Origin of the sequence: Brevundimonas sp. (genome assembly GCF_030656255.1) — a bacterium.
In the GTDB taxonomy this organism is placed as follows: domain Bacteria; phylum Pseudomonadota; class Alphaproteobacteria; order Caulobacterales; family Caulobacteraceae; genus Brevundimonas.
The window spans coordinates 1-21,548 of sequence record NZ_JAUSOE010000068.1 but is presented as its reverse complement, the minus strand read 5'-3'; the positions used below and the strand labels follow the sequence as shown (position 1 = coordinate 21,548).

The window sequence follows — 21,548 nt, the reverse complement described above, 5'->3', positions numbered from 1 at the left end:
GAAAACCAGCCGTTGTCGATATGATCGGCAGCGCCCGTCATCGCCCAAAAGGATTTCCCCCCATGAAGATCGCGCTCATCATCGAAAACAGTCAGGCCGCAAAGAGCGAGACGGTGCACGCGGCCTTGACCGCCGTGGCCGAGCCCATGGGCCATCAGGTCTTCCACTATGGAATGTACGCGCCTGAGGACAAGGCGTCCCTGACCTACGTCATGAACGGCCTGCTGACCGGCATTCTGCTGAACTCGGGCGCCGCCGATTTCGTCGTCACCGGATGCGGAACCGGCATGGGCTCCATGCTGGCCTGCAACAGCATGCCGGGCGTGTTCTGCGGCCTAGTCATCGATCCGACCGACGCCTTCCTGTTCGGCCAGATCAACGACGGCAACGCTATCTCCATGCCCTACGCCAAGGGCTTCGGCTGGGCGGCGGAACTGAATCTGCAGGACGTCTATCGCAAGCTGTTCGAGGGCGAGCGTGGTCTGGGCTATCCGAGGGAGCGGGCCGAAATCATGCGCAAGAACCGCGGCGTGCTGAAAGATCTGAAAGCCGTGACCTGCAAGGACATGCTGACGGTTCTGAAAACCATGGACCAGGATCTGCTCAAGGCCGCCGTGGCGGGTGAACGCTTCTCCGATTACTTCTTCGCCAATGCGACGGACGACGGCATTCGCGACTATTTGAAGAGCGTCGTCAGCACCTCGCCGGTGCTCGAAACGGCCTGATCTAACGGCTGGGGCGTTCGGCGCGCAGGGTTTGCGCCGAACGCCCTGTTGTCTGCGGCTTGATCAGTCGATGAGCCGAATGGCCGATTTTCGCGTCACCAGGGCGGGACGAACCTCGTCCTGCTTCATCTTGGCGGCGTCGACGCCGCGCATCGGGGCGAGAAGTTTCTCGGCCGCCATCCGACCCATGTCGCGAATCGGCAGCCGAACCGACGTCAGATTGGGCCAGACGCGCGCCGCCATCGGCAGATCGTCGAACCCGACCACCGACAGATCGCGCGGCAGTTCCAGGCCCCGCTCGCGCGCGGCCTGCATGATGCCGATGGCCATGTCGTCGTTCAGGGCGAAGATGGCGGTCGGCGGCGTCGCCAGCGATAACAGGGCGTGTCCGGCCTCGACCCCGGATTCGAACGTATAGGCGCCCTTGAAGTCATGACTCGGGTCCAGCGGGATGCCGCGCTCGGCCAGGGCGTCCACGAACCCCTTGCTCCGCACCGCTGACGACCGGAACAGGTCGGGGCCGCGCACCAGACCGATGCGGCGGTGGCCTAGATCCGCGAGATGATTGGCCGCTTCCGCCGCGCCGACGCCGTCGTTCGTCACCACCATCGACTGGGGTTCGTCCAGCGCCACCGAGGCGATACGGACGTAGGGGCAGTCCAGTTCGCGCAGCAGGTCGATGACGCGTTCATCTTCCGACACCGACGGCGGCATGATGACCCCGTACAATCGCTGGCGCTCGATGAAGCCGCGGATGTCTTCCAGCAGGGTAGGGGAGTTGCGGTTGCAGGGGTGGACGACCAGTTCCAGGCCAGACCCCTTCAAAGCGTCCAGAACCCCCTGCTGCATGTTCACGACATAGGTCGGGCTGGGATTGTCGTAGATCAGGCCGACCAGGAAGGAGCGCCGGAACGCCAGTCCGCGCGCCTGAGGATCGGGCGTGAAACCCAGGTCCTTGATGACCGCATTGACCCGTTCGCGCGTGTCCTGCTTGACGAACGGCGACTGGTTGATCACGCGCGAGACCGTCTTCTTGGAGACCTGCGCCTCTCGCGCGACATCGTTGATCGTGGCCCGCTTGCCCGGCTTTCCGGTGCGCGGATCGTCCTGAGCCAAGGCCCGGCTCCTTCCATCCCTATCGAGCGACAGCCATAGCCGCGACTCGGTTCCAACGCCATGGGCGTGTTCAAAAGCGCATTGACACCGGTTTCCTTCATGGTTCTTATCGAAGCATGTTCACGAGGCGACCCCTTTGACTTCCACCTTCTCATTCGTGAGCTGCGCCCGATGAGCGCGACGCCCCTATCGAGCCTTGCTTCGGCGGGGCCGGCGGCGATTGCGGAGCAATTCGTCGCGGCTCGCCTGGCGCGGCGCTGCACCCCCGACTATCCGGGGCGAATTCCCGAGACCATGGCTGAGGCCTATGCGGTTCAGGATATCGCCATCGGCCTGTTCCCCGACGGGGTGGTCGGCTGGAAGGTCGGCGGCGTGCCGCCCCAACAGCGCTCCAAGCTCGGGATACACCGTCTGGCGGGCGCCATCTTCGCGCGCAACGTCTGGCCCTATGTCGGCGATACGCCCGCCCGACTGCCTGAGATCGAGGGTGGATTCGCCGCCGTCGAGGCCGAGTTCATCGCCCGCATCGGCGCGGACGCCGACCCTGACAAGATCGACTGGAGCCTGGAAGAAGCCCGGGCCGCTATCGACAAGGTTTTTATCGGCGTCGAACTGGCCGGCAGCCCCTTGTCGGCGATCAACGACCTGGGCTCGGCCGTCGTGGCCTCGGACTTCGGCAACAACGGCGGCCTTGTGGTCGGCCCCGAGGTGCAGAACTGGCGTGAGCGTCTGGACGACATCCAGGTCGAAACCGTCATCAATGGAGTCAGTGTCGGTGTCGGCGGTTCGCCGTCGCTGGAAGGCGGGGCCATGGAATCCGTGCGCTTCCTTCTGGAGCACTGCGCCCGTTGGGGACGGCCGCTGAAGGCCGGGGTGTTGATTTCGACCGGGGCCGTGACCGGCGTCCATCGCGTTCACGCGGGCGATGAAGCGGTGTGCGTCTTCAAGGGGATTGCTGACCTCCAGTGTTCGGTCGTGAGGGCCGAGGCCGAGTAAACATCATCAGGCGCGGAACCCGTTCGCCCATGAGGCAGAACAGAAGACGGGACGCGTCTAGGAAACATCAGGAACGGGTAGAGTCATGACTGACGCGTCGAGCGCAGGTCCGATCAAGATAAAGGCGCCGTCACCGGGCAAGTATCGGTGGGTGATCATGTGGCTGCTGTTTGCAGCCATGGTTATCAACTACGTAGATCGGCAAATGATCGGCTTCCTCAAGCCGACGCTATCGGCTGAGTTCGGCTGGTCCGAAACGGACTATGCGGACATCGTCTTCTGGTTCCAGGCCTCGTATGCGGTCGCCTACCTATTGTGGGGCCGGATCATGGACAAGGTCGGCGCCCGATGGGGGCTGGGCGTGGCCTTCGGAATTTGGCAGATCGGCCACATCCTGCATGCCGGCGCCCGTGACCTGAACCATTTCATCATGGCGCGCGCGGTTCTGGGCGCGGGTGAGGCCGGCGGCTTCCCCGGCAGCATCAAGGCGGTCGCCGAGTGGTTCCCCAAGAAGGAACGCGCCCTGGCGACCGGCCTGTTCAACGCCGGAACCAACATCGGCGCCATCGTTACGCCGCTGATCGTGCCGGGGTTGGTGCTCGCCTTTGGTTGGCAGATGGCGTTCGTGATCACGGGCTTGCTTGGTCTGATCTGGCTGCCGATTTGGTTGCTGGTGTACCGCCGCCCGCGCGAGCAGAAAAACCTGTCGCCGACCGAACTGGCCTACATCGAGCAGGATCCGGCCGATGCCGTCGAAAAGGTCAAATGGACCAAGCTTCTGACCGTTCGGGAAACCTGGGCCTACGCGATCGGTAAATTCATGATCGATCCGATCTGGTGGATGTTCCTGTTCTGGCTGCCTGATTTCCTGGGCAAGACCTACGGCCTTGACCTCAAGACATTCGGTCCGCCTATCATCGCCATCTACCTTCTGTCAGACGTCGGCTCGGTCGGCGGGGGGTGGCTGTCTTCGCGCTTCATGCATCGTGGCATGAATGTGAATAAGGCGCGCAAGCTGACCATGTTGATCTGCGCCCTATGCGCGGTTCCGGTAGCCTTCGCTGCTCTCGCCTCGAATATGTGGGTTGCGGTCGGCATCATCGGCTTGGCCACGGCGGCCCACCAAGGATTTTCGGCCAATCTGTACGCTTTCCCCGGCGACGTGTTTCCACGTTCGGCGGTCGGGTCGGTCGTCGGAATCGGGGGCATGCTGGGCGCAATCGGCGGCATGGCCATGGCCAAATACGCCGGCTACGTCCTGGACCAGATCGGCAGCTATACGCCTATCTTCATCGTGGCGGCCTCGGCCTATCTGATCGCCCTGTTGGTGATCCATCTGCTGTCGCCGAATTACGCGCCGGCCAAGGTCTGATCCTATCTGCGGCCGGGCGAGTGATCGTCCGGCCGTCTTCTCAAGTCAGGCGTGATCATGAGCCTTGAACGCAGAACCCTACTGGGTCTGGCCGCCGTCCTCGGCGGGGCCCCCGTCGTCCATCCGTCCGTGGCCGAACAAGCGCTTGTCCCGCGCCATCCGACGCCGAGCGTCGCCCCGCCCGATCCGACCGAGATCATCCGCCTGTGGCCGGACGGTGCGCCGGGCGGGGAGGGGGTGACGGTCGTTCCAATCGTGCCCGAACGATCGACCGACCCCGCTTTTCATGATCGCTACGCCCAGTACACGACCGATCCGATCCTGACGGTGTTCCGGCCCGAGCGGCCGAACGGATCGGCCCTGCTGCTGATCCCGGGCGGCGGCTATCGCTGGGCCGTGCTGGACAAGGAAGGCTATGATGTCGCCCGCGTCTTCGCCGCTTCCGGCACGACCTGTTTCGTCCTGCGCTATCGCCTTCCGGCCGATGGCTGGACGGCCGGGGCCGATGCGCCTGTGCAGGACGCCCAGCGCGCCTTGCGCCTTATCCGCAGCCGGGCGACCGATTATGGCCTGAACCCCGACAGGATCGGCGTGCTGGGCGCCTCGGCCGGGGGGCATCTGGCGGGGTTGGCCAGTGTGCGAACGGAGGCGACCTATGATCCGATCGACGCCGCCGATACGGCCTCGCTGCGGCCGAACCTGACGATCCTGATGTATCCGGTGGCGACGATGGCGGACCCGTATGTCCATGCGGGGTCGCGCACTCATCTGTTAGGCGATGCGCCCTCGGTTGAGCGGATCGCCGCCTATTCTCTGGAGCAGATGGATTGGACCGGCGCGGCGCCGGTCTTCCTGCTGCACGCGATGGACGACGGCGCCGTGCCGGTCGAGAACAGTCTTCAACTGTTGACGACGCTGAAGGCTGCCGGGGCGCCCGCCGAGGCCCACCTGTTCCAGGAGGGCGGCCACGGCTTCGGCGTCCGCCTGATCCAGGGGCGCCCCGCCCAGGCCTGGCCCGACCTGGTTCGCGCCTGGGCCGCGCGTCTGGACTTCGCCCTTTAGCACGAGGCCGTCACGTCCCCGGCTGGATATAGGGGATGGCGGAGAAGAAGGCGCGCTCGTCGCCGCGCGGATCGTCGGCCATGCGCGGCGCGACGTCGAACAGCAGGGTCTGGCGGCGGGGCAGATCGTAGCGGTCCCAGCGGGGCAGACCCAAATGGTTCGGATCGCCGTCCCGCGCCAAGGCGACGAAGGCCTGACGCATCGCATCCGACACCGCCTGAGCGCCTGGCCCGTCCATGCGGGAGTCAGCGACGTCGATGGTGTTGAACACCAGGGGAATGTCGGCCGTATGAAACGCGCCCCTGCGCCCAGACGGCATCGTGCCGGGGAAGTCGAGCTGATAGACCCAGGCGGGCGCCCCGGCCTTGGCGCGTTCTTCCGCCTCGATCACGGCGCCGCGCCAGGACCGCCCGGCCGTAGTGGCGGCGATCAGCACCTGGTCCGGCGACCAGTCGGGGTGCATTCGGCGATAGGCGGCGACCACCGCCTCGGGCGTGATGTCGATCCGCATGACGCCCGGCGTCAACCGCCCGACCAGGCTGTCCCAAGTCAGGCCCTGGTTGCGGGGATCGTCGCCCATGAAGCCCAGGGTCTCTTCGCGCGTATTGCCGATGATCATGGGAATCGACCGGCCCATGGGCGCCGCGTCGGGATAGAAGGGGTGGCGGGGCAGGGTGCGGAAATCCAGCACCGGCCCGAAATAGAGACCGCCGAAGCCCAGGATCGGATCCTCGGTCGTCTGGGCCTCCAGAAGCCGTTCCACGGGCAGGGTCGCCGCCTCGGCCGCCCGCTCCGGCGGCAAACCCAGGGCCTTCAGCCAGGCGGTGGCGCGCGTCGTGGCGTTGATGGGGCCCGAGGCCGTGACCTGTTGGCCGCTCAAGGTCGCGGCCCGGTGGAACAGGCCTTGGGCGGCCGGCGTGGCCATCAGGGTGGCGATCTTGGCGCCGCCGCCCGACTGGCCGAACAGCATGACCCGATCCGGATCGCCGCCGAAGGCCGCGATATTGTCCCGCACCCATTGCAGCGCCAGAATCAGATCCAGCTGGCCGACATTGCCCGAATCCTCGAACCCCGGCGCCAGCCGCGCCAGATAGGCGTAGCCGAACACGTTCAGCCGATGGTTCAACGTCACCACCACCACGTCGCTGCGTTCGGCCAGCCGGGTTCCGTCGTACAGCGGATGACTGCCCGAGCCGGTCGCATAGGCGCCGCCGTGGATATACACCATGACCGGTCGTCGCGCGGCGTCGGCTTTGGGCGTCCAGACGTTCAGGAACAGGCAGTCCTCGCTCTGGTTCGGCTCGCTTCCCTTTTGGGGGCAGGCTCCTCCAAAGTCGATCGCCCGGACTGGATCTCTCCAGGGTGTCGGGCGTTCCGGCGGCTGGAACCGTTTGGTCGGCGCACCGTATCTCAGGCCCTTGAAAACGCTGACCGTCGCCTGCCGGACGCCGATGACCGGCCCGGCCGTGGTCTGGACCCGGGGATCCGCACCGCGCCGTTGTCCGGCCTGAACGGAGACGGGGAGGGCGGCGACGGCGGCTCCGGCGACCAGCGCGGCGCGTCGGGTCATCGACGGGGATGTCGCGCTCTCGGGGCTTGGGCTATGGGTCATGTCGTTTCCTTTCCCTTCGCCGGCGTCTGTCGCGCCGGTCATGCTGTGAGCCTTCGCCGCCAAGGGAGACAAGAACGAGGAAAGGTTGAAACCCTATCGCCTCGTTCTTGCCACATGCCGGCAACTGTGCGTACAACTTCTATGACACCGGTGGCAGTGATCTGGCAAACCAGAAGTGACACCGGTGTCGCCCGTCAGCAGCGGGCGGTGAAACGGGGGCGCATCGATCTCCGAGAGCCAGATTAGGGAGGAGACACACAAAATGAACCGACGCCATAAATTTGCGCGCCGCGCGCTGACGACTACCGCATCCTTGGGGGCCATGACCCTGGCGGTCATGGCGCATGACGCCGCCGCACAGACCGCCGTCGCCGCGCCTCAAGCCGATGACGCCGCCGAAGTCGATGAGATCGTCGTCACCGGCTTCCGCGCCAGCCTGCAGAACGCCCTGAACATCAAGCGCCGCGAGGCCGGCGTCGTCGACGCCATTTCGGCCGAGGACATCGCCGACTTTCCGGACACCAACCTGGCGGAATCGATCCAGCGGATTCCGGGCGTGTCGATCGACCGCGATGCGGGCGAAGGGCGTTCGATCACTGTCCGGGGCCTGAGCTCGGAGTTCACGCGGACCCGTATCAACGGCATCGAGGCCCAGGCCTCGACGGGCGCGACCGATTCCTCGGGCGGTGTGAACCGCGGCCGGGGCTTTGATTTCAACGTCTTCGCCTCCGAGCTGTTCAACAACATCACCGTGCGCAAGACGTCGTCGGCTGAGATTGAAGAAGGTTCGCTGGGCGCCACCGTGGACCTGCGGACCAGTCGTCCGTTCGACAAGATGGGCTTCCAGGGCGCGATCTCGGGTCAGTACGGCTATAATGATCTGTCCGAGGACTGGAGCCCGCGTTTCGCGGCCCTGGTCTCCAACACCTGGGCCGACGACCAACTCGGCGCCCTGTTCTCCATCGCCTACAGCGAGCGCGAGAGTTTGGAAGAAGGCTTCAGCTCGGTGCGCTGGGGACCGGCCAGCGCCGACGGCGGCTTCCAGAACGGCAGTGTTCTGCCCAGCGCCGCCACGACCTATCACCCGCGTATTCCGCGCTACGGCAGCCTGGAACATAATCAGGAACGTCTGGGCGCGACCCTGTCGCTGCAGGCGCGTCCGGGCAACGGCCCGACTTTGTTCACGATGGACATGCTGTATTCGAAACTGGATTCGACCCGCAGCGAGAACTTCCTGCAGGCCTGGTCACTCAGCCGCGGCGCGGATCAGGGCGGCAAGCCCCAGGTCGATATCGTCGATTTCGAGATCGACCCCGACACTGGCGAGATGATCTACGCCCAGCTGGACGACATGGATATCCGCAGCGAACAGCGGTTCGATGTGCTGGAGACCGAGTTCAAGCAGATGACGTTCGGGGTCGAGCACGAGTTCTCGAACCGTCTGCGGTTCAACGGCCTGATCGGTCGCGCCGAGTCGAGCTTTGGCAATCCGGTCCAGGTCAGCGCCATCATCGATCGTCAGAATGTGGACGGCTATTCCTACGATTTCCGTGAGAACCGCGACCTGCCCGCCATCAACTGGGGCTTCGACGTCACCGATCCGGCCCAGTGGTCCATTGTCGGCCCAACCGGCGCCCAGCCCCGGTCCGAGCTGCGCTCCAGCTCGAACTTCCAGGAGAACGTCTATACGACCGGCGAGGCGAACTTCGCGTTCGACGTGAACGACTGGTTGACGCTGAAAGCCGGCGTGAGCCGTAAGGAGTATGAATCGAGCAGCCGCGCCTTCGCCCGCCTTTCCAATGGCGCGCCGGCCCTGCCGACCGGCGTCACCATGGCCGATGTGACGAATCTTCTGGAAGGCTTCGGCAATAATCTGGACCTGCCCTCTGGTTCGGCCACCTCTTGGATTCGACCGGATCTGGCGGCTCTCCAGGACGTTTGGGACTACCAGTGCAACTGCAATACCGGCGTGGCGGGCGGCGATTTCCGTCTGATCGGCCTGAACGGCAACACCTCGACCTACGGCAACTGGCGCGACGTCACGGAAACCGACACCGGCGGCTTCGTGCAGGCTGACTGGGACACTGAGATCATGGGCCTGCCGTTCCGAGGCAATATCGGCGTCCGCCAGGTCAAGACCGAGGTCGAGGCTCTAGGCTATTCGAACGTCGGCGGGGTGGCGACGCCGGTGACGGGTGAGAACGAGTATGAAGACACCCTGCCATCGCTGAACATCGCCATCGAGCCGATGGACGATCTGATCGTCCGCTTCGGCGCGGCCAAGGTGATGTCGCGGCCGCCGGTCACCAGTCTGGTTCCCGTCTTCACGCTGAGCGCCGTCGGCGCATCCAGCAATACCGCCTCCTTGGGCAACGTCGAGCTGGAGCCCTACAGGGCCAAGACCTACGACCTGTCCGTCGAATATTACTTCGCGCCCGAAGCCCTTCTGTCCTTCGCCTATTTCTACAAGGACATCTCGACCTTCGTGCAGACGGCGCAGCAGACCCTGACCTATGGCGATCTGACGGCGCTCAATCCCATCGCCTTCCCGGCGACGGCGGCGCGGCCAGCGACTTCGACCTATGTCTTCAGCACACCGACCAATACCGAGGGCGGGCCGCTGAAGGGGTTCGAGATCAGCTATCAGCAGACCTTCAGCTTCCTGCCCGGTCCCTTGTCCAATCTCGGCGCCCTCTTGAACTATACCCACGTCGAGTCCGAGATCGACTACTGCACGACGCCGAGCTGTGCCGTCATCGTGACCGAGGACCTGGTGAACCTGTCGCCCACAGCCTGGAACGCGACGCTCTATTATGACGACGGCAAGCTGAACGCCCGGATCTCCGCCGCCTATCGCGACTCCTATTATCAGAATGTGCCTGGTTCGAACGGCGGCGCCGGCCTGATCCCGTTCCAGGGCAAGTCGGAAACGACGACGATAGACGCCTCGGCCTCGTACAATCTCACCGACAATCTGAGCATTTCGGTGGAGGGGCTGAACCTGACGGATGAGGAAAATCGCCAGAACCATGGCGACCTGGGTGGTTCGCGCGACAGCACCTACGTCTACCACCACACAGGCCGCCAGATGTATATCGGCGCTCGCTACCGGTTCTGACCGGAGGAGGCTGGGGCTCGAGCGCCAAGGCCTCTCACAGCAAACGGCTTTGGGCGGGTCATGCTTCGGCATGGCCCGCCCTTTTTGTTTGCCTAGGCAAGGCAGGGCTTCGACCTCGGCGCTCGTGCGAAACTTGCCGCACCGGACGGCGAAGAAAAGCCGGCGGCGTTCGTGACGTAAGACAAAAGAAAACCCCGGCCCCGCCTTGGCGGCGAGACCGGGGCTATATCGGTTGCTTCGTTGATCAGACCTTGGCGGCGCGGGTCTTGTCCGAAGAACTCCGGGCCAGTTCCCGGTTCAGCCATAGAGCGACCAGGGTGCAGATGGCGCCCGACAGCAGATAGGCGCCCGCCGCGATCAGGCCGAACTGGCTGGAAATCCACAGTGCGGCGAGAGGCGCAAATCCGGCGCCGAACAGCCAGGCCAGGTCAGAGGTCAGGGCCGAGGCGGTGTAGCGATTGGCCAGAGAGAAACTGGACGCCACCGGACCGGAAGCTTGACCGAACGACAGGCCCAGCAGGATGAAGCCGGAGATCATGAAGGTCAGCTCGCCGATCGCGCCCCCGTTCAGCAGCTGGGGCGCAAAGCCCGAGAAGGCGGCGATGCCGGCGGCCGTGACCGCCAGCAGGGCGCGTCGGCCATAGCGATCAGCCAAGACGCCTGACGCGAGGATGGCCAGCAGGCCGAACACCGCCCCGACCATTTCGATCAGAAGGAACCGAACCGGCGTCTCCTGGGTGAACAGGAAGACCCAGGACAGGGGGAAGACGGTGACCATGTGGAACATGGCGAAGCTGGCCAGGGGGGCGAAGGCGCCGATGGCGATCCGGGGGCCTTCCGCCTTGATGGCGGTGTGGACCGGCGTGGGCTGCAGCTCGCGGGTCTCGAACAGCTTCTGGAAGCTGGGGGTCACGACGATGCGAAGGCGAGCGAACAGGGCCACGACGTTGATAGCGAAGGCCACGAAGAAGGGATAGCGCCAGCCCCAGTCCAGGAAGTCGGCCGCCGACAGGGTGTTCAGGAAGAAGGCGAACAGGGCCGAGGCGACGATCAGGCCGATAGGCGCGCCCAGTTGCGGGATCATGGCGTACCAGCCGCGACGATTCTCGGGCGCGTTGACCGCCAGAAGCGAAGCCAGGCCGTCCCACGCCCCGCCCAGCGCGACGCCTTGGCCGATGCGGAACACGGCCAGCAATACGGCTGCCGCGATACCGATGGCTTCATAGCCCGGCAGGAAGGCCACAGCGACGGTCGAGGTCCCCAGCAGGAACAGGGCGATGGTCAGTTTAGCCCCGCGCCCGAACTTCTGGTCGATGGCGATGAACAGCGCCGTGCCCAGCGGGCGCGCCAGGAAGGCAAGGGCAAAGACCGCGAATGAAAGCAGGGTGCCGCCGATCGGTCCCGCGAACGGGAAGATCAACTGAGGGAACACGACCACGGAGGCGATGGCGTACACGAAGAAGTCGAAGAACTCCGATGTGCGGCCAATGATCACGCCGATGGCGATTTCGCCGGGGTCCACCTTGCCATGATCGTCGTGGAGGGCGGCGGCGTCGCGTTCCAGCGACTCTGACGAAGGGGTCGTCGAGACGGACATGGGCTGGGATCGCTCCGTTTAAACTAAGGGGATTTGGGTGTACGGCGGTAATGCCGCATTATGACCGCGCGCCCTTTGCGATGAAAGTCGCCACATGAGGATAGGACAGATTGTCCAATGTCGCTCCTGACCGAAGCTGACTATCCGGCGCAATTCGAACGCCAACCGTCGCGACTCCTCCCCATGGTCCGACGTTTCCCGATTGGAGCCGCCTTGCGCCGTCTGCGCCTACTTCTGCTCGTGCCCATGGTGGCGCTGCTGTCGGCCTGCAACCTGGTCGTCCTGAAACCCGCTGGCGATGTCGCCCAGCAGCAGGGCGACCTGCTGATGGTCTCGACCCTGCTGATGCTGCTGATCATCGTGCCGGTGATGGCGCTGATCGTCTTCTTCGCCTGGAAGTACCGGGCGTCGAACACGGAGGCGGAATACACCCCGGACTGGGACCACTCGACCCATCTGGAAGTGGTGATCTGGGCCGCGCCGCTGTTGATCATCATCTGCCTGGGCGCCCTGACCTGGGCCGGGACCCACCTGCTGGATCCCTATCGTCCGATCGATCGGATCAAGCCGGGCCAGCCCGTCGCCGAGGGTGTCGAGCCGTTGCAGGTCAATGTGGTCGCGCTCGACTGGAAATGGATGTTCATCTATCCGCAGTACGGCGTCGCCACGGTCAACGAGCTGGCTGCGCCGGTGGATCGCCCGATCCGCTTCCACATCACCTCGTCTTCGGTGATGAATTCCTTCTATATTCCCGCCCTGGCCGGCCAGATCTACGCCATGCCGGGCATGGAGACGAAGCTGCACGCCGTCATCAACAGCCCGGGCGAGTACCAGGGTCTGTCGGCCAACTATTCCGGCGACGGCTTCTCGAACATGCGGTTCAAGTTCCACGGCCTGGATCAGGCGGGCTTCGACGCCTGGATCGCGGGTGTTCGCCAAAATGGCCAGCCGCTGGATCGCGAGCGCTACCTCGAGCTGGAAAAGCCCAGTGAGAAGGTTCCCGTCATGCGCTTCTCCACCGTCGATGGCGGTCTGTGGGACGCCATCCTCAACATGTGCGTCGAGCCGGGCAAGATGTGCATGGGCGAGATGATGGAGATCGACCGCAAGGGGGGGCTGACCATGGCCTCGATCCGCAACACCATGCCGCTGGTCTATGACAAGTACGCCGGTCGCGGGAAGAACGCCGCCATCTTCGGATCTGACGACAGTTACGTCATGACGATCTGCACGCCGCTTCAGGCCGAGGCCGCAGCCGCCGATCGCATCCGCCGCGCCGAACTGGACGCGACCAGCGCCCCGGTCAGCCTAGCGCCCCTGTCGGGCCTGGGTCTGGCTCAGGGCGTGCCGATGGCGTCGCTATCCATGAACAAACAATCGACGGGGCCGGTTTCGACCGACGTCCGTTCCGCCCCCAACGCCTGAGCGAACACAGTCGATGAACGCTGACACTCTTATTCCACTCATCTTCGGGCGGCTGACGCTTGAGGCTCTGCCGCTGCATGAGCCGATCCTGGTCGTGACCATGATCGTGGTCGCGCTAGGCGGCCTCGCCCTGTTCGGCGCCCTGACCTACTTCAAGCTCTGGGGTTACCTCTGGAAGGAATGGTTCACGACCGTGGACCACAAGAAGATCGGGATCATGTACATGATCCTGGGTCTGATCATGTTTGTGCGCGGCTTCGCCGACGCCATCATGATGCGCCTGCAGCAGGCCATGGCCTTCGGCGGGTCCGAGGGCTACCTGAACGCCCACCACTATGATCAGGTCTTCACAGCCCACGGCGTGATCATGATCTTCTTCGTGGCCATGCCCATGGTCACGGGCATCATGAACTATGCCGTGCCGCTGCAGATCGGGGCGCGCGACGTGTCCTTCCCCTTCCTGAACAACTTCAGCTTCTGGATGACCACGGCCGGCGCCATCATCATCATGGCCTCGCTGTTCGTGGGTGAGTTCGCGCGTACCGGCTGGCTGGCCTATCCGCCGCTGTCGGGCATCGGCTACAGCCCGGGCGTCGGCGTCGACTACTATATCTGGGGGCTTCAGATCGCGGGCGTCGGCACGACCCTGTCCGGGATCAACCTGATCGCGACCATCGTGAAGATGCGCGCGCCGGGCATGGGTATGATGAAGATGCCGATCTTCACCTGGACCTCGCTGTGCACCAACGTTCTGATCGTGGCGTCCTTCCCGGTCCTGACCGCCGTCCTGGCCCTGCTGACGCTGGACCGGTACGTCGGCACCAACTTCTTCACGAACGACTTCGGCGGCAACCCGATGATGTACGTGAACCTGATCTGGATCTGGGGTCACCCGGAAGTCTACATCCTGATCCTGCCGCTGTTCGGCGTCTTCTCTGAGATCGCCTCGACCTTCTCGGGCAAGAAGCTGTTCGGCTATACCTCCATGGTCTACGCCACGGTCGTCATCACGATCCTGTCGTACCTGGTGTGGCTGCACCACTTCTTCACCATGGGGTCGGGCGCGTCGGTGAACTCCTTCTTCGGCATCACGACGATGATCATCTCGATCCCGACGGGCGCGAAGATCTTCAACTGGCTGTTCACGATGTACCGTGGCCGCATCCGGTTCGAACTGCCGATGATGTGGCTGGTCGCCTTCATGCTGACCTTCGTCATCGGTGGGATGACCGGCGTGCTGCTGGCGGTTCCGCCCGCTGACTTCGTCCTGCACAACTCGCTGTTCCTGATCGCCCACTTCCACAACGTCATCATCGGCGGCGTGCTGTTCGGCCTGTTCGCAGCCATCAACTTCTGGTGGCCCAAGGCCTTCGGCTTCAAGCTGGACAAGTTCTGGGGGCTGGTCAGCTTCTGGTGCTGGGTGCCTGGCTTCTGGCTGGCGTTCGCGCCGCTGTATGTCCTGGGCCTGATGGGTGTGACGCGTCGCATGCGGGTGTTCGATGATCCGTCGTTGCAGATCTGGTTCGTGATCGCGGCCATCGGCGCCGGCGTCATCGCTCTGGGCATCGCCGCCATGTTCATCCAGTTCGCCGTCTCGATCATCAATCGCGACAAGCTGCGCGACGTGACGGGCGATCCCTGGGGTGGCCGCACGCTGGAGTGGGCGACCTCTTCGCCCCCGCCGGCCTATAATTTCGCCTCGACGCCGGTCATCCATGACTCCGACGCCTGGTGGGACATGAAGAAGAAGGGCTATCAGCGTCCGCTGAGCGGCTACCGCGCGATCCACATGCCCTCGAACACGGGCACGGGCGTCATCCTCTCGGGCCTGTGCCTGGTGATGGGGCTGGCCCTGGTCTGGTACATCTGGTGGCTGGCGGCCCTGAGTTTCCTGGGCGTGCTGGCGGTCTCGATCGCCCACACCTTCAACTACAAGCGCGACTACTACATCCCCGCGGATGAGGTTCGCGAGACCGAAGAGGCGCGTACGCGCGCCCTGGCCGGAACGGAGGCCTGATCCATGAGCGCGACCGCGACTGCGACTGAGATCGACCCGAACGTCTTCCATCTGGAAGAGGAGCCGCATCACGAGGAAGGCTCCAGCACGATGCTGGGCTTCTGGCTCTATCTGATGAGCGACTGCCTCATCTTTGCGATGCTGTTCGCCGTGTTCGGCGTCCTGGGCGGCAACTACGCCGCCGGGCCGGGGCCGAAGGAGCTGTTCGACCTGGAGCTTGTGGCGATCAACACCGCCATGCTGCTGTTCTCGTCGATCACCTATGGCTTCGCTATGCTGGCCATGGACCGCAACAACCAGCGTCAGACCCTGATCTGGCTGGCGATTACGGGCCTGTTCGGCCTGGCCTTCCTGGGGATCGAACTCTACGAGTTCGCTCACCTGATCCATGAAGGCGCGACGCCGCAGCGCAGCGCCTTCCTGTCGGCCTTCTTCACCCTGGTCGGCACCCACGGCCTGCACGTGACCTTCGGCATCATCTGGTTGGTGACGCTGATGGTTCAGGTCAGCTGGAAGGGTCTGATCCCCGCCAACAAGCGCCGCCTGATGTGCCTGTCGATGTTCTGGCACTTCCTGGACGTCATCTGGATCGGCGTCTTCACCTTCGTCTATCTGCTGGGCATGGTTCGATGAGCGCCGACAACAACGATCACTCGCCCGAGTCCCACGATACGGACCACCTGGGCCACGAGACGCATAATCACGGCTCCTTCAAGAGCTATATGATCGGCTTCGTGCTGTCGGTGATTCTGACGGCCATCCCGTTCGCGCTGGTCATGACCGGGGTCTTGCCGGCCCAGGCGACGGCCTTGATCGTCATGGCCTTCGCCGTGGTGCAGATCGTGGTTCACATGATCTATTTCCTGCACATGAACTCGAAGTCCGAGGGCGGCTGGACCATGCTGGCCTTGATCTTCACGATCATCGTCGTGGTCATCGCCCTGTCGGGTTCCCTGTGGGTGATGTACCATCTGAACACCAACATGATGCCCACCAGCCACGACATGAACCGTATGGGCTCCTGAGACAGGGCCAGGAGATCGCCATCAAGGCCCAAGGCCAAATCGCGCCGCGTCCGTCGCCGACCCTGTTCTGGGTCGGCCTCGGCGCGGCGTTGCTGTTTGCGGGGTTCGTCGTCCTGGGCGGATGGCAACTGCAGAGGCTGGCGTGGAAGACCGACCTGATCGCCCAGGTCGAGACCCGAGCGCACGCCGCGCCGCAACCCGCGCCGGGGCCGGATGCCTGGCCGACGGTGTCGAGAGAGACGGACCAGTACCGCCGAGTCACGGCGCGGGGCGTCTTCCGACATGACCGCGAAACCCTGGTTCAGGCCGTCACGGATTATGGCGCCGGCTTCTGGGTGATGACGCCGCTGCAGACGGACGCCGGCGCCACGATCCTGATCAATCGGGGCTTCGTCACGCCGCATCGTCGTTTACAGAAGGATCGACCGGGCGGGCAGGCGACGGGCGAACAACAGGTGACCGGCCTGTTGCGCATCACCGAACCCAAGGGCGGTTTTCTGCGCACGAATGACCCGACGGGCGACCGCTGGTACTCGCGCGACGTTGCGGCCATCGCTGCAGCCAAGGGGCTGTCGAATGTCGCTCCCTATTTCATAGACGCCGACGCGACGCCCAATCCCGACGGCTGGCCCAAGGGCGGGCTGACGATCGTGAAATTCCCTAACAGCCATCTCGTTTACGCCCTGACCTGGTTCGGCATGGCCCTGTTGACCCTCGTCGGCTTCTGGGTCGTGGCCCGCGAAGTCCGGCGCCGCCGATCCGCGCGATGACCAAGACGCTTCAACGCCTGCTGGGCATCGGCGACTGGCGCGAGACGGCGGTGTCGCAGGAAGCCGCGAACCGACGAAATCTTCGCCTGCTGATCCAATTGCGCTGGCTGGCGGTCGCCGGTCAGGTCGCCACCATACTGCTGGTCCATTTTGTCATGGGCATCCGCGTGCCGGTCTTCTGGCTGCTGATCGCGCCCGCAGGCCTGGCCCTCGTCAATCTGGTCAGCGTCCCGCTGACGCAGCGCCGGGACTCCATCTCGGATCAGGAACTCATGCTGGCCCTGCTGGCCGATGTCGCGGCCCTGACGTGGCAGCTTTTCCTGACCGGGGGCGCGGCCAATCCGTTCGTCGCTCTCTATCTGCTGCAGGTCGTGCTCGGCGCGGTCCTGCTGGCCCCCGTCTACGCCTGGTCGCTGATCGGCGTCACCAGTCTGTGTTTCGCCGCCTTGGGCGTATTCAACCGTCCGCTGAATCTGCCGCCTGACAGCGAGGACGCTCTGTTGAGCCTCTATATGCAGGGCAGCCTGATCTGCTTCCTGCTGATGGCTGTGCTGCTGGTGCTGTTCATGACGCGGATCAACGACAATCTGCGCGCCCGCGACGCCTATGTCGCCGATGTGCGCCAGCAGGCCACGGAACAGGATCACATCGTGCGGATGGGCCTGCTGGCGTCGGGAGCGGCGCACGAACTGGGCACGCCTCTGGCGTCCCTGTCGGTCATATTGAGCGACTGGCGACGGATGCCGATGCTGAAGGCCGATGCGGACCTGAAGCAGGACATGGACGTGATGCAGGCCGAGGTCGAACGCTGCAAGGCCATCGTCACCGGCATCCTGATGTCGGCGGGCGAGGCGAGGGGACAGGCGCCGACGCGCACGACCATGGGCCGGTTTCTGGACGAGGTGGTTCAGGGCTGGAGCGTCCGTGACGCCCGTGTTCGAGTCGAGGTCACCGCCTGGACCGGACCCGATCCCAGCATCATCGCCGACCCGGCCCTGCGTCAGGTCTTCGGCGTTCTGTTCGACAACGCCGTGGAGGCGGGGGCCCGCCGCATCTTCGTGTCGCCGGTCGTTCGCGACGGGCAACTGGAATTCGCGATCCGTGACAATGGCCCCGGCTTTCCCGCCACGATTCTGGAACGGCTGGGGAAACCCTATAATTCGACCAAGGATCGGCCAGGCTCAGGTTTGGGCTTGTTTCTTCTGGTCAATGTGATGCGTTCGCTGGGCGGCACGGTTGAAGCGTACAATCCCCCCGCAGGAGGCGGCGAGGTGCGGTTGATCCTGCCGATCGCCGCCCTGGCGCCGCAGGAGATGCCCAATGACGGATGAAACCCCGATCCTGCTGATCGTCGAGGACGACGAATCCTTCTCGCGCACCCTGCGCAAGTCTTTCGAACGCCGGGGCTATATGGTGGTCAGTGCAGACGGCCCCGATCAGATGGCCGAGGTGCTGAAGATCCATCGGCCGGGATTCGCCGTGGTCGATCTCAAACTGGGCGGGGCCTCCGGCCTGGGGTGCGTATCGACCCTTCGCGCCTTTGACGCCGACATGAACATCGTCGTCCTGACCGGCTTCGCCAGCATCGCCACGGCGGTGGAGGCGATCAAACTGGGCGCCCGTCACTATCTGGCCAAGCCGGCCAGCACCGATGACATCGAAGCCGCCTTCGGCAAGGCGTCGGGCGACGCCGCGACGCCCCTGACCAGCCGCCCCACCTCGATCAAGACCCTGGAATGGGAACGTATTCATGAGACCCTGGTGGAGACGGACTTCAACATCTCCGAAGCCGCCCGGCGCCTCGGCATGCACCGCCGCACCCTGGCCCGGAAGCTTGAGAAGCGGCGCGTGACCTGAACCTGGTCTCTCAGGTGGATCGTCGGCGGGGGATGGCGGAAGCGGTGGGATTCGAACCCACGGACGGCTCTCACCGTCGCTGGTTTTCAAGACCAGTGCCTTAAACCACTCGGCCACACTTCCTTGCCGCGCTGAGCGGAGGCGGACGCCATAGCAGGCGAACGGCGCATTAACCAAAGCGGAAATGTCTTCGGTCATCCTGTTTTTGAGGATCGAGGCGAGGTGCGACCGATGATGACCGGACGATGGATGCGGAGCGGCCTGATCCTGGGTCTGTTCGCGCTGCTTGCGGCCTGTTCGACCGTCGGCGGCAAGGGCGGTGCGAGCGGGATCCCCGTGGTCAAGGATCCGGCGCCGATCGTGTCGGGGACGATGCGGCCCTATCAGGTGCGCGGACGCTGGTACACGCCCAAGGAGCAGCCGGACTACGAGGAGGTCGGTATGGCCTCCTGGTACGGCGACGCCTTCAACGGGCGGCCGACCTCCAGCGGAGAGCGGTTCGACATGCACCAGCTGACGGCCGCCCATAAGACCCTGCCGCTGCCGGGACTGGTCGAGGTCACCAATCTGGAGAACGGCCGCCGGCTGGTGGTGCGGGTTAATGATCGGGGGCCGTTTGTGGACAGCCGGATCATCGACCTGTCGCGCGAGGCTGCGCAGGAGCTGGGGATGTTGTCCCAGGGCGTCGGGCGGGTGCGGGTCCGGTACCTGGGGCGCGCCCCCCGTCAGGGCGGAGGGACGATCCTGCGCGCGGATGCGCCGACCAGAGCGCCAGGGCCGGCGCCGGCGCCTATTCCCGCGCCCGCTCCGGTGGCTGTCGCCGCTGAGGTCGCCAGCTTCTGGGTGCAGGCAGGGACATTCTCTGACCAGGGCGAGGCGAGCCGAATCGCAGAGCGTTTGAGCGGCTGGGTGCGCGCCGACCGGAATGCGGGACGCTATAACGTCGTCGTGGGTCCGTGGGAGAGCGCTAATGCGGCCGAGGCCGCGCGCCAATCCGTCGTGGCGAAGGGTTATGTCGGCGCCCTGTTGATATCGGGCAGTTGATCGCGCGCACGGGCTTGCGTCCGGCGGGCCGCGCGCGCCATGAAGGCGCGTGACCCGTGGAAAATTCATAAGCTTCGAAGGCGGCGAGGGGGCCGGCAAGTCGACCCAGGTCGCACGCCTGGTCGAACGGCTTCAATCCGTGCTGGGCGACCGCCAGGTGGTGCGAACCCGCGAGCCCGGCGGTTCCAAGGGGGCGGAGGTGATCCGCAACCTGGTCGTGGCGAATGACGCCGAGCCTTGGTCGGCCATGACCGAGACCTTATTGATGTACGCCTCTCGTTCCGATCATCTGGAGCGGACCATTCGACCGGCGCTGGCCGCCGGCGACTGGGTCGTGTGCGACCGGTTCGCCGACAGCAGCCGGGCCTATCAGGGCGCGGGCGGGGGCGTGGCCCAGAGCTTTATCGAACAGATCGATGCGGGCGTGGTCGGGGACGACCAACCGGACCTGACGCTTGTGTTCGACCTGCCGGTCGAGGTGGGGCTGGAGCGGGCGTTCGGGCGCGGCCTGTTCGAGACGCGGTTCGAGTCCAAGGGGCTGGAGTTCCACCAGCGACTGCGCGAGGGCTTCCTGCGGATCGTCGAGGCCAATCCGCAGCGGTGCGTGCTGATCGACGCCGTGGGATCGCCGGACGAGGTCGAGGCGCGGGTTTGGCGGGCGGTTCAGGACCGGCTGCTGTGAGCGACGATCATCCGCGCGACCGGTTCGACCTGATCCCCGATGCGGCGGCGGAGACGGCGTTTCTGGACGCCTGGGAGCGAGGGCGTCTGCACCACGCCTGGCTGCTGTGCGGGGTCGAGGGGACGGGCAAGGCGACCTTCGCCTATCGCGCGGCGCGGCGGCTGCTGGGGGCGGCGGCCGATCCGGGGCGGGGGCCGCTGGGCGCGGGGCGCGAGGATCCGGTCAGCCGGCTGATCTCTGCCCAGTCCCATCCCGACCTGCTGGTGCTGGAGCGGCTGGTCGAGGGCGGAAAGACCAAGAAGTCGATCTCGGTCGACCAGTCGCGCGACCTGCCCGAGTTCTTCTCCAAGAGCCCGTCGCAGGCCCAGCACCGGGTGGCGATCATCGACGCGGCCGACGACCTGAACATCAACGCGGCCAACGCCTTGCTGAAGGTTCTGGAAGAGCCGCCCGAGCGGGGCGTGCTGTTCCTGGTGACCCACACCCCCGGGCGGCTGCTGGCCACGATCCGGTCGCGGTGCCGAAGGCTGAGCTTCCCCATATGGACGCCGGAGCGGCTGGAGACCCTGGTGCGGAACCGGACGGGGGCCGAGCCGGAGGAGGCCGAGCATGCGGCGGCCATGGCGGGCGGATCGCCGGGCGCGGCCCTGGCCCTGGCGTCGGGGGCGACCTTCGAGATGGACCAGTTGGCGCGACGCTGGGTCGAGGGGGACGTGGACCGGGCCGAGGCCCTGGCCATCGCCGACAAGTTCCGGGGCGCGGAAGGCCAGGAGCGGTTCGAGACCCTGATGGAGCGGCTGATCGCGGCGGTGCGGATGCGGGCCTTGAGCAGTCCGGCCGGCGCGGGCAACCGCTGGGCCGAACTGTGGGAGCGGCTGCAGCCGTTGCCGGAGCGGGCGGCGGGGCTGAACCTGGACAAGGCCGATGTGCTGGCCGGGGCGCTGGCGGACCTGAGGCGGGTCCAGGCCCAGCAGGCGCGGATGGGCTGATGCTGATCGACAGTCATGTGAACCTGCACGCGCCCCAGTTCGACGAGGACCGGGACGACGTGATCGCCCGGGCGCGCGATGCTGGGGTCGGTCTGATGGTCGAGATTTCCGACAAGCTGACCACCTTTGAAGCGACCCATG

At 65.1% G+C, this 21,548-nt stretch carries 19 protein-coding genes and 1 tRNA gene; 16 read left to right on the top strand and 4 right to left on the bottom strand.

Annotated elements, in window-relative coordinates; all coding sequences use genetic code 11:
• Nucleotides 1-62: 62 nt before the first annotated feature.
• Entirely contained in the window at nt 63-725 is a 663-nt protein-coding gene (locus tag Q7J26_RS07290; protein ID WP_304935820.1) for an RpiB/LacA/LacB family sugar-phosphate isomerase, read from the top strand.
• A 63-nt stretch (nt 726-788) separates the two neighbouring features.
• Here Q7J26_RS07290 and Q7J26_RS07285 read toward each other — a convergent pair whose 3' ends face one another.
• Nucleotides 789-1,841, bottom strand: a complete 1,053-nt coding sequence (locus tag Q7J26_RS07285) for a LacI family DNA-binding transcriptional regulator (protein ID WP_304935819.1) — start codon at nt 1,839-1,841, stop codon at nt 789-791.
• A gap of 171 nt (nt 1,842-2,012) precedes the next feature.
• On the opposite strand from Q7J26_RS07285, the gene Q7J26_RS07280 reads away from it, so the two are divergent.
• The 3 genes from Q7J26_RS07280 to Q7J26_RS07270 all read left to right on the top strand — a co-directional run bounded on the left by Q7J26_RS07280 (nt 2,013) and on the right by Q7J26_RS07270 (nt 5,271).
• Nucleotides 2,013-2,837: a 2-keto-4-pentenoate hydratase gene (locus tag Q7J26_RS07280; protein ID WP_304935818.1), complete on the top strand. Its 825-nt coding sequence runs from the start codon at nt 2,013-2,015 to the stop codon at nt 2,835-2,837.
• A gap of 85 nt (nt 2,838-2,922) precedes the next feature.
• Nucleotides 2,923-4,209 (top strand): MFS transporter, encoded by a 1,287-nt coding sequence (locus Q7J26_RS07275; RefSeq protein ID WP_304935817.1) that lies wholly within the window; start codon nt 2,923-2,925, stop codon nt 4,207-4,209.
• Between the two features lie 57 nt (nt 4,210-4,266).
• Nucleotides 4,267-5,271, top strand: a complete 1,005-nt coding sequence (locus tag Q7J26_RS07270) for an alpha/beta hydrolase (RefSeq protein ID WP_304935816.1) — start codon at nt 4,267-4,269, stop codon at nt 5,269-5,271.
• 10 nt (nt 5,272-5,281) lie between these two features.
• Here Q7J26_RS07270 and Q7J26_RS07265 read toward each other — a convergent pair whose 3' ends face one another.
• The gene (locus tag Q7J26_RS07265) at nt 5,282-6,883 is read right to left on the bottom strand and encodes a carboxylesterase/lipase family protein (RefSeq protein ID WP_304935815.1); all 1,602 of its coding nucleotides are present in this window, start codon (nt 6,881-6,883) and stop codon (nt 5,282-5,284) included.
• 262 nt (nt 6,884-7,145) lie between these two features.
• Here Q7J26_RS07265 and Q7J26_RS07260 point away from each other — a divergent pair, with 262 nt between their 5' ends.
• On the top strand, nt 7,146-10,001 hold the full coding sequence (locus tag Q7J26_RS07260) for a TonB-dependent receptor (RefSeq protein WP_304935814.1): 2,856 nt from the start codon (nt 7,146-7,148) through the stop codon (nt 9,999-10,001).
• A 244-nt stretch (nt 10,002-10,245) separates the two neighbouring features.
• Here the strand turns inward: Q7J26_RS07260 and Q7J26_RS07255 are convergent, their stop codons facing one another.
• Nucleotides 10,246-11,598: an MFS transporter gene (locus Q7J26_RS07255; RefSeq protein ID WP_304935813.1), complete on the bottom strand. Its 1,353-nt coding sequence runs from the start codon at nt 11,596-11,598 to the stop codon at nt 10,246-10,248.
• Nucleotides 11,599-11,811: 213 nt separating this feature from the next.
• Here Q7J26_RS07255 and cyoA point away from each other — a divergent pair, with 213 nt between their 5' ends.
• The 7 genes from cyoA (at nt 11,812) to Q7J26_RS07220 (ending at nt 18,692) form a co-directional block, all read left to right on the top strand.
• Nucleotides 11,812-13,023: a ubiquinol oxidase subunit II gene (cyoA, locus tag Q7J26_RS07250; RefSeq protein ID WP_304935812.1), complete on the top strand. Its 1,212-nt coding sequence runs from the start codon at nt 11,812-11,814 to the stop codon at nt 13,021-13,023.
• A gap of 13 nt (nt 13,024-13,036) precedes the next feature.
• Entirely contained in the window at nt 13,037-15,040 is a 2,004-nt protein-coding gene (gene cyoB, locus Q7J26_RS07245; protein ID WP_304935811.1) for a cytochrome o ubiquinol oxidase subunit I, read from the top strand.
• Between the two features lie 3 nt (nt 15,041-15,043).
• Nucleotides 15,044-15,673, top strand: coding sequence for a cytochrome o ubiquinol oxidase subunit III (gene cyoC, locus Q7J26_RS07240; protein ID WP_304935810.1), 630 nt, complete (start codon nt 15,044-15,046; stop codon nt 15,671-15,673).
• Complete coding sequence (cyoD, locus tag Q7J26_RS07235; protein WP_304935809.1) at nt 15,670-16,065, top strand: cytochrome o ubiquinol oxidase subunit IV; 396 nt, start codon at nt 15,670-15,672, stop codon at nt 16,063-16,065. The genes cyoC and cyoD overlap by 4 nt, the downstream gene beginning before the upstream one ends.
• An 89-nt stretch (nt 16,066-16,154) precedes the next feature.
• Nucleotides 16,155-16,835 (top strand): SURF1 family protein, encoded by a 681-nt coding sequence (locus tag Q7J26_RS07230; RefSeq protein WP_370651919.1) that lies wholly within the window; start codon nt 16,155-16,157, stop codon nt 16,833-16,835.
• Nucleotides 16,832-18,166 carry an ATP-binding protein gene (locus Q7J26_RS07225; RefSeq protein WP_304935808.1) on the top strand — a complete coding sequence of 445 codons (1,335 nt, stop codon included), beginning with the start codon at nt 16,832-16,834 and terminating at the stop codon, nt 18,164-18,166. Before Q7J26_RS07230 ends, Q7J26_RS07225 begins: the two co-directional genes overlap by 4 nt.
• On the top strand, nt 18,156-18,692 hold the full coding sequence (locus tag Q7J26_RS07220) for a response regulator transcription factor (protein ID WP_287926993.1): 537 nt from the start codon (nt 18,156-18,158) through the stop codon (nt 18,690-18,692). Before Q7J26_RS07225 ends, Q7J26_RS07220 begins: the two co-directional genes overlap by 11 nt.
• 33 nt (nt 18,693-18,725) lie before the next feature.
• Here the strand turns inward: Q7J26_RS07220 and Q7J26_RS07215 are convergent.
• Nucleotides 18,726-18,815 (bottom strand) — tRNA-Ser (locus Q7J26_RS07215).
• Nucleotides 18,816-18,923: 108 nt separating this feature from the next.
• Between Q7J26_RS07215 and Q7J26_RS07210 the strand changes: the two genes are divergently transcribed.
• The 4 genes from Q7J26_RS07210 to Q7J26_RS07195 all read left to right on the top strand — a co-directional run.
• Nucleotides 18,924-19,736, top strand: coding sequence for a septal ring lytic transglycosylase RlpA family protein (locus tag Q7J26_RS07210; RefSeq protein ID WP_304935807.1), 813 nt, complete (start codon nt 18,924-18,926; stop codon nt 19,734-19,736).
• 49 nt (nt 19,737-19,785) lie between these two features.
• Nucleotides 19,786-20,418 (top strand): dTMP kinase, encoded by a 633-nt coding sequence (gene tmk, locus Q7J26_RS07205; protein ID WP_304935806.1) that lies wholly within the window; start codon nt 19,786-19,788, stop codon nt 20,416-20,418.
• A complete protein-coding gene (locus Q7J26_RS07200; RefSeq protein WP_304935805.1) occupies nt 20,415-21,407 on the top strand; it encodes a DNA polymerase III subunit delta' in 993 nt (330 codons plus the stop codon). Before tmk ends, Q7J26_RS07200 begins: the two co-directional genes overlap by 4 nt.
• Nucleotides 21,407-21,548, top strand: a 142-nt coding sequence (locus Q7J26_RS07195; protein WP_304935825.1) for a TatD family hydrolase, incomplete at its 3' end; no start/stop codon positions are given. The genes Q7J26_RS07200 and Q7J26_RS07195, both read left to right, overlap by 1 nt.

Coding starts and splice junctions, on each gene's coding strand:
- Q7J26_RS07290 (WP_304935820.1), top strand. CDS start 63: ATGAAGATCGCGCTCATCATCGAAAACAGTCAGGCCGCAAAGAGCGAG.
- Q7J26_RS07280 (WP_304935818.1), top strand. CDS start 2,013: ATGAGCGCGACGCCCCTATCGAGCCTTGCTTCGGCGGGGCCGGCGGCG.
- Q7J26_RS07275 (WP_304935817.1), top strand. CDS start 2,923: ATGACTGACGCGTCGAGCGCAGGTCCGATCAAGATAAAGGCGCCGTCA.
- Q7J26_RS07270 (WP_304935816.1), top strand. CDS start 4,267: ATGAGCCTTGAACGCAGAACCCTACTGGGTCTGGCCGCCGTCCTCGGC.
- Q7J26_RS07265 (WP_304935815.1), bottom strand. CDS start 6,883: ATGACCCATAGCCCAAGCCCCGAGAGCGCGACATCCCCGTCGATGACC.
- Q7J26_RS07260 (WP_304935814.1), top strand. CDS start 7,146: ATGAACCGACGCCATAAATTTGCGCGCCGCGCGCTGACGACTACCGCA.
- Q7J26_RS07255 (WP_304935813.1), bottom strand. CDS start 11,598: ATGTCCGTCTCGACGACCCCTTCGTCAGAGTCGCTGGAACGCGACGCC.
- cyoB (WP_304935811.1), top strand. CDS start 13,037: ATGAACGCTGACACTCTTATTCCACTCATCTTCGGGCGGCTGACGCTT.
- cyoC (WP_304935810.1), top strand. CDS start 15,044: ATGAGCGCGACCGCGACTGCGACTGAGATCGACCCGAACGTCTTCCAT.
- cyoD (WP_304935809.1), top strand. CDS start 15,670: ATGAGCGCCGACAACAACGATCACTCGCCCGAGTCCCACGATACGGAC.
- Q7J26_RS07225 (WP_304935808.1), top strand. CDS start 16,832: ATGACCAAGACGCTTCAACGCCTGCTGGGCATCGGCGACTGGCGCGAG.
- Q7J26_RS07220 (WP_287926993.1), top strand. CDS start 18,156: ATGACGGATGAAACCCCGATCCTGCTGATCGTCGAGGACGACGAATCC.
- Q7J26_RS07210 (WP_304935807.1), top strand. CDS start 18,924: ATGATGACCGGACGATGGATGCGGAGCGGCCTGATCCTGGGTCTGTTC.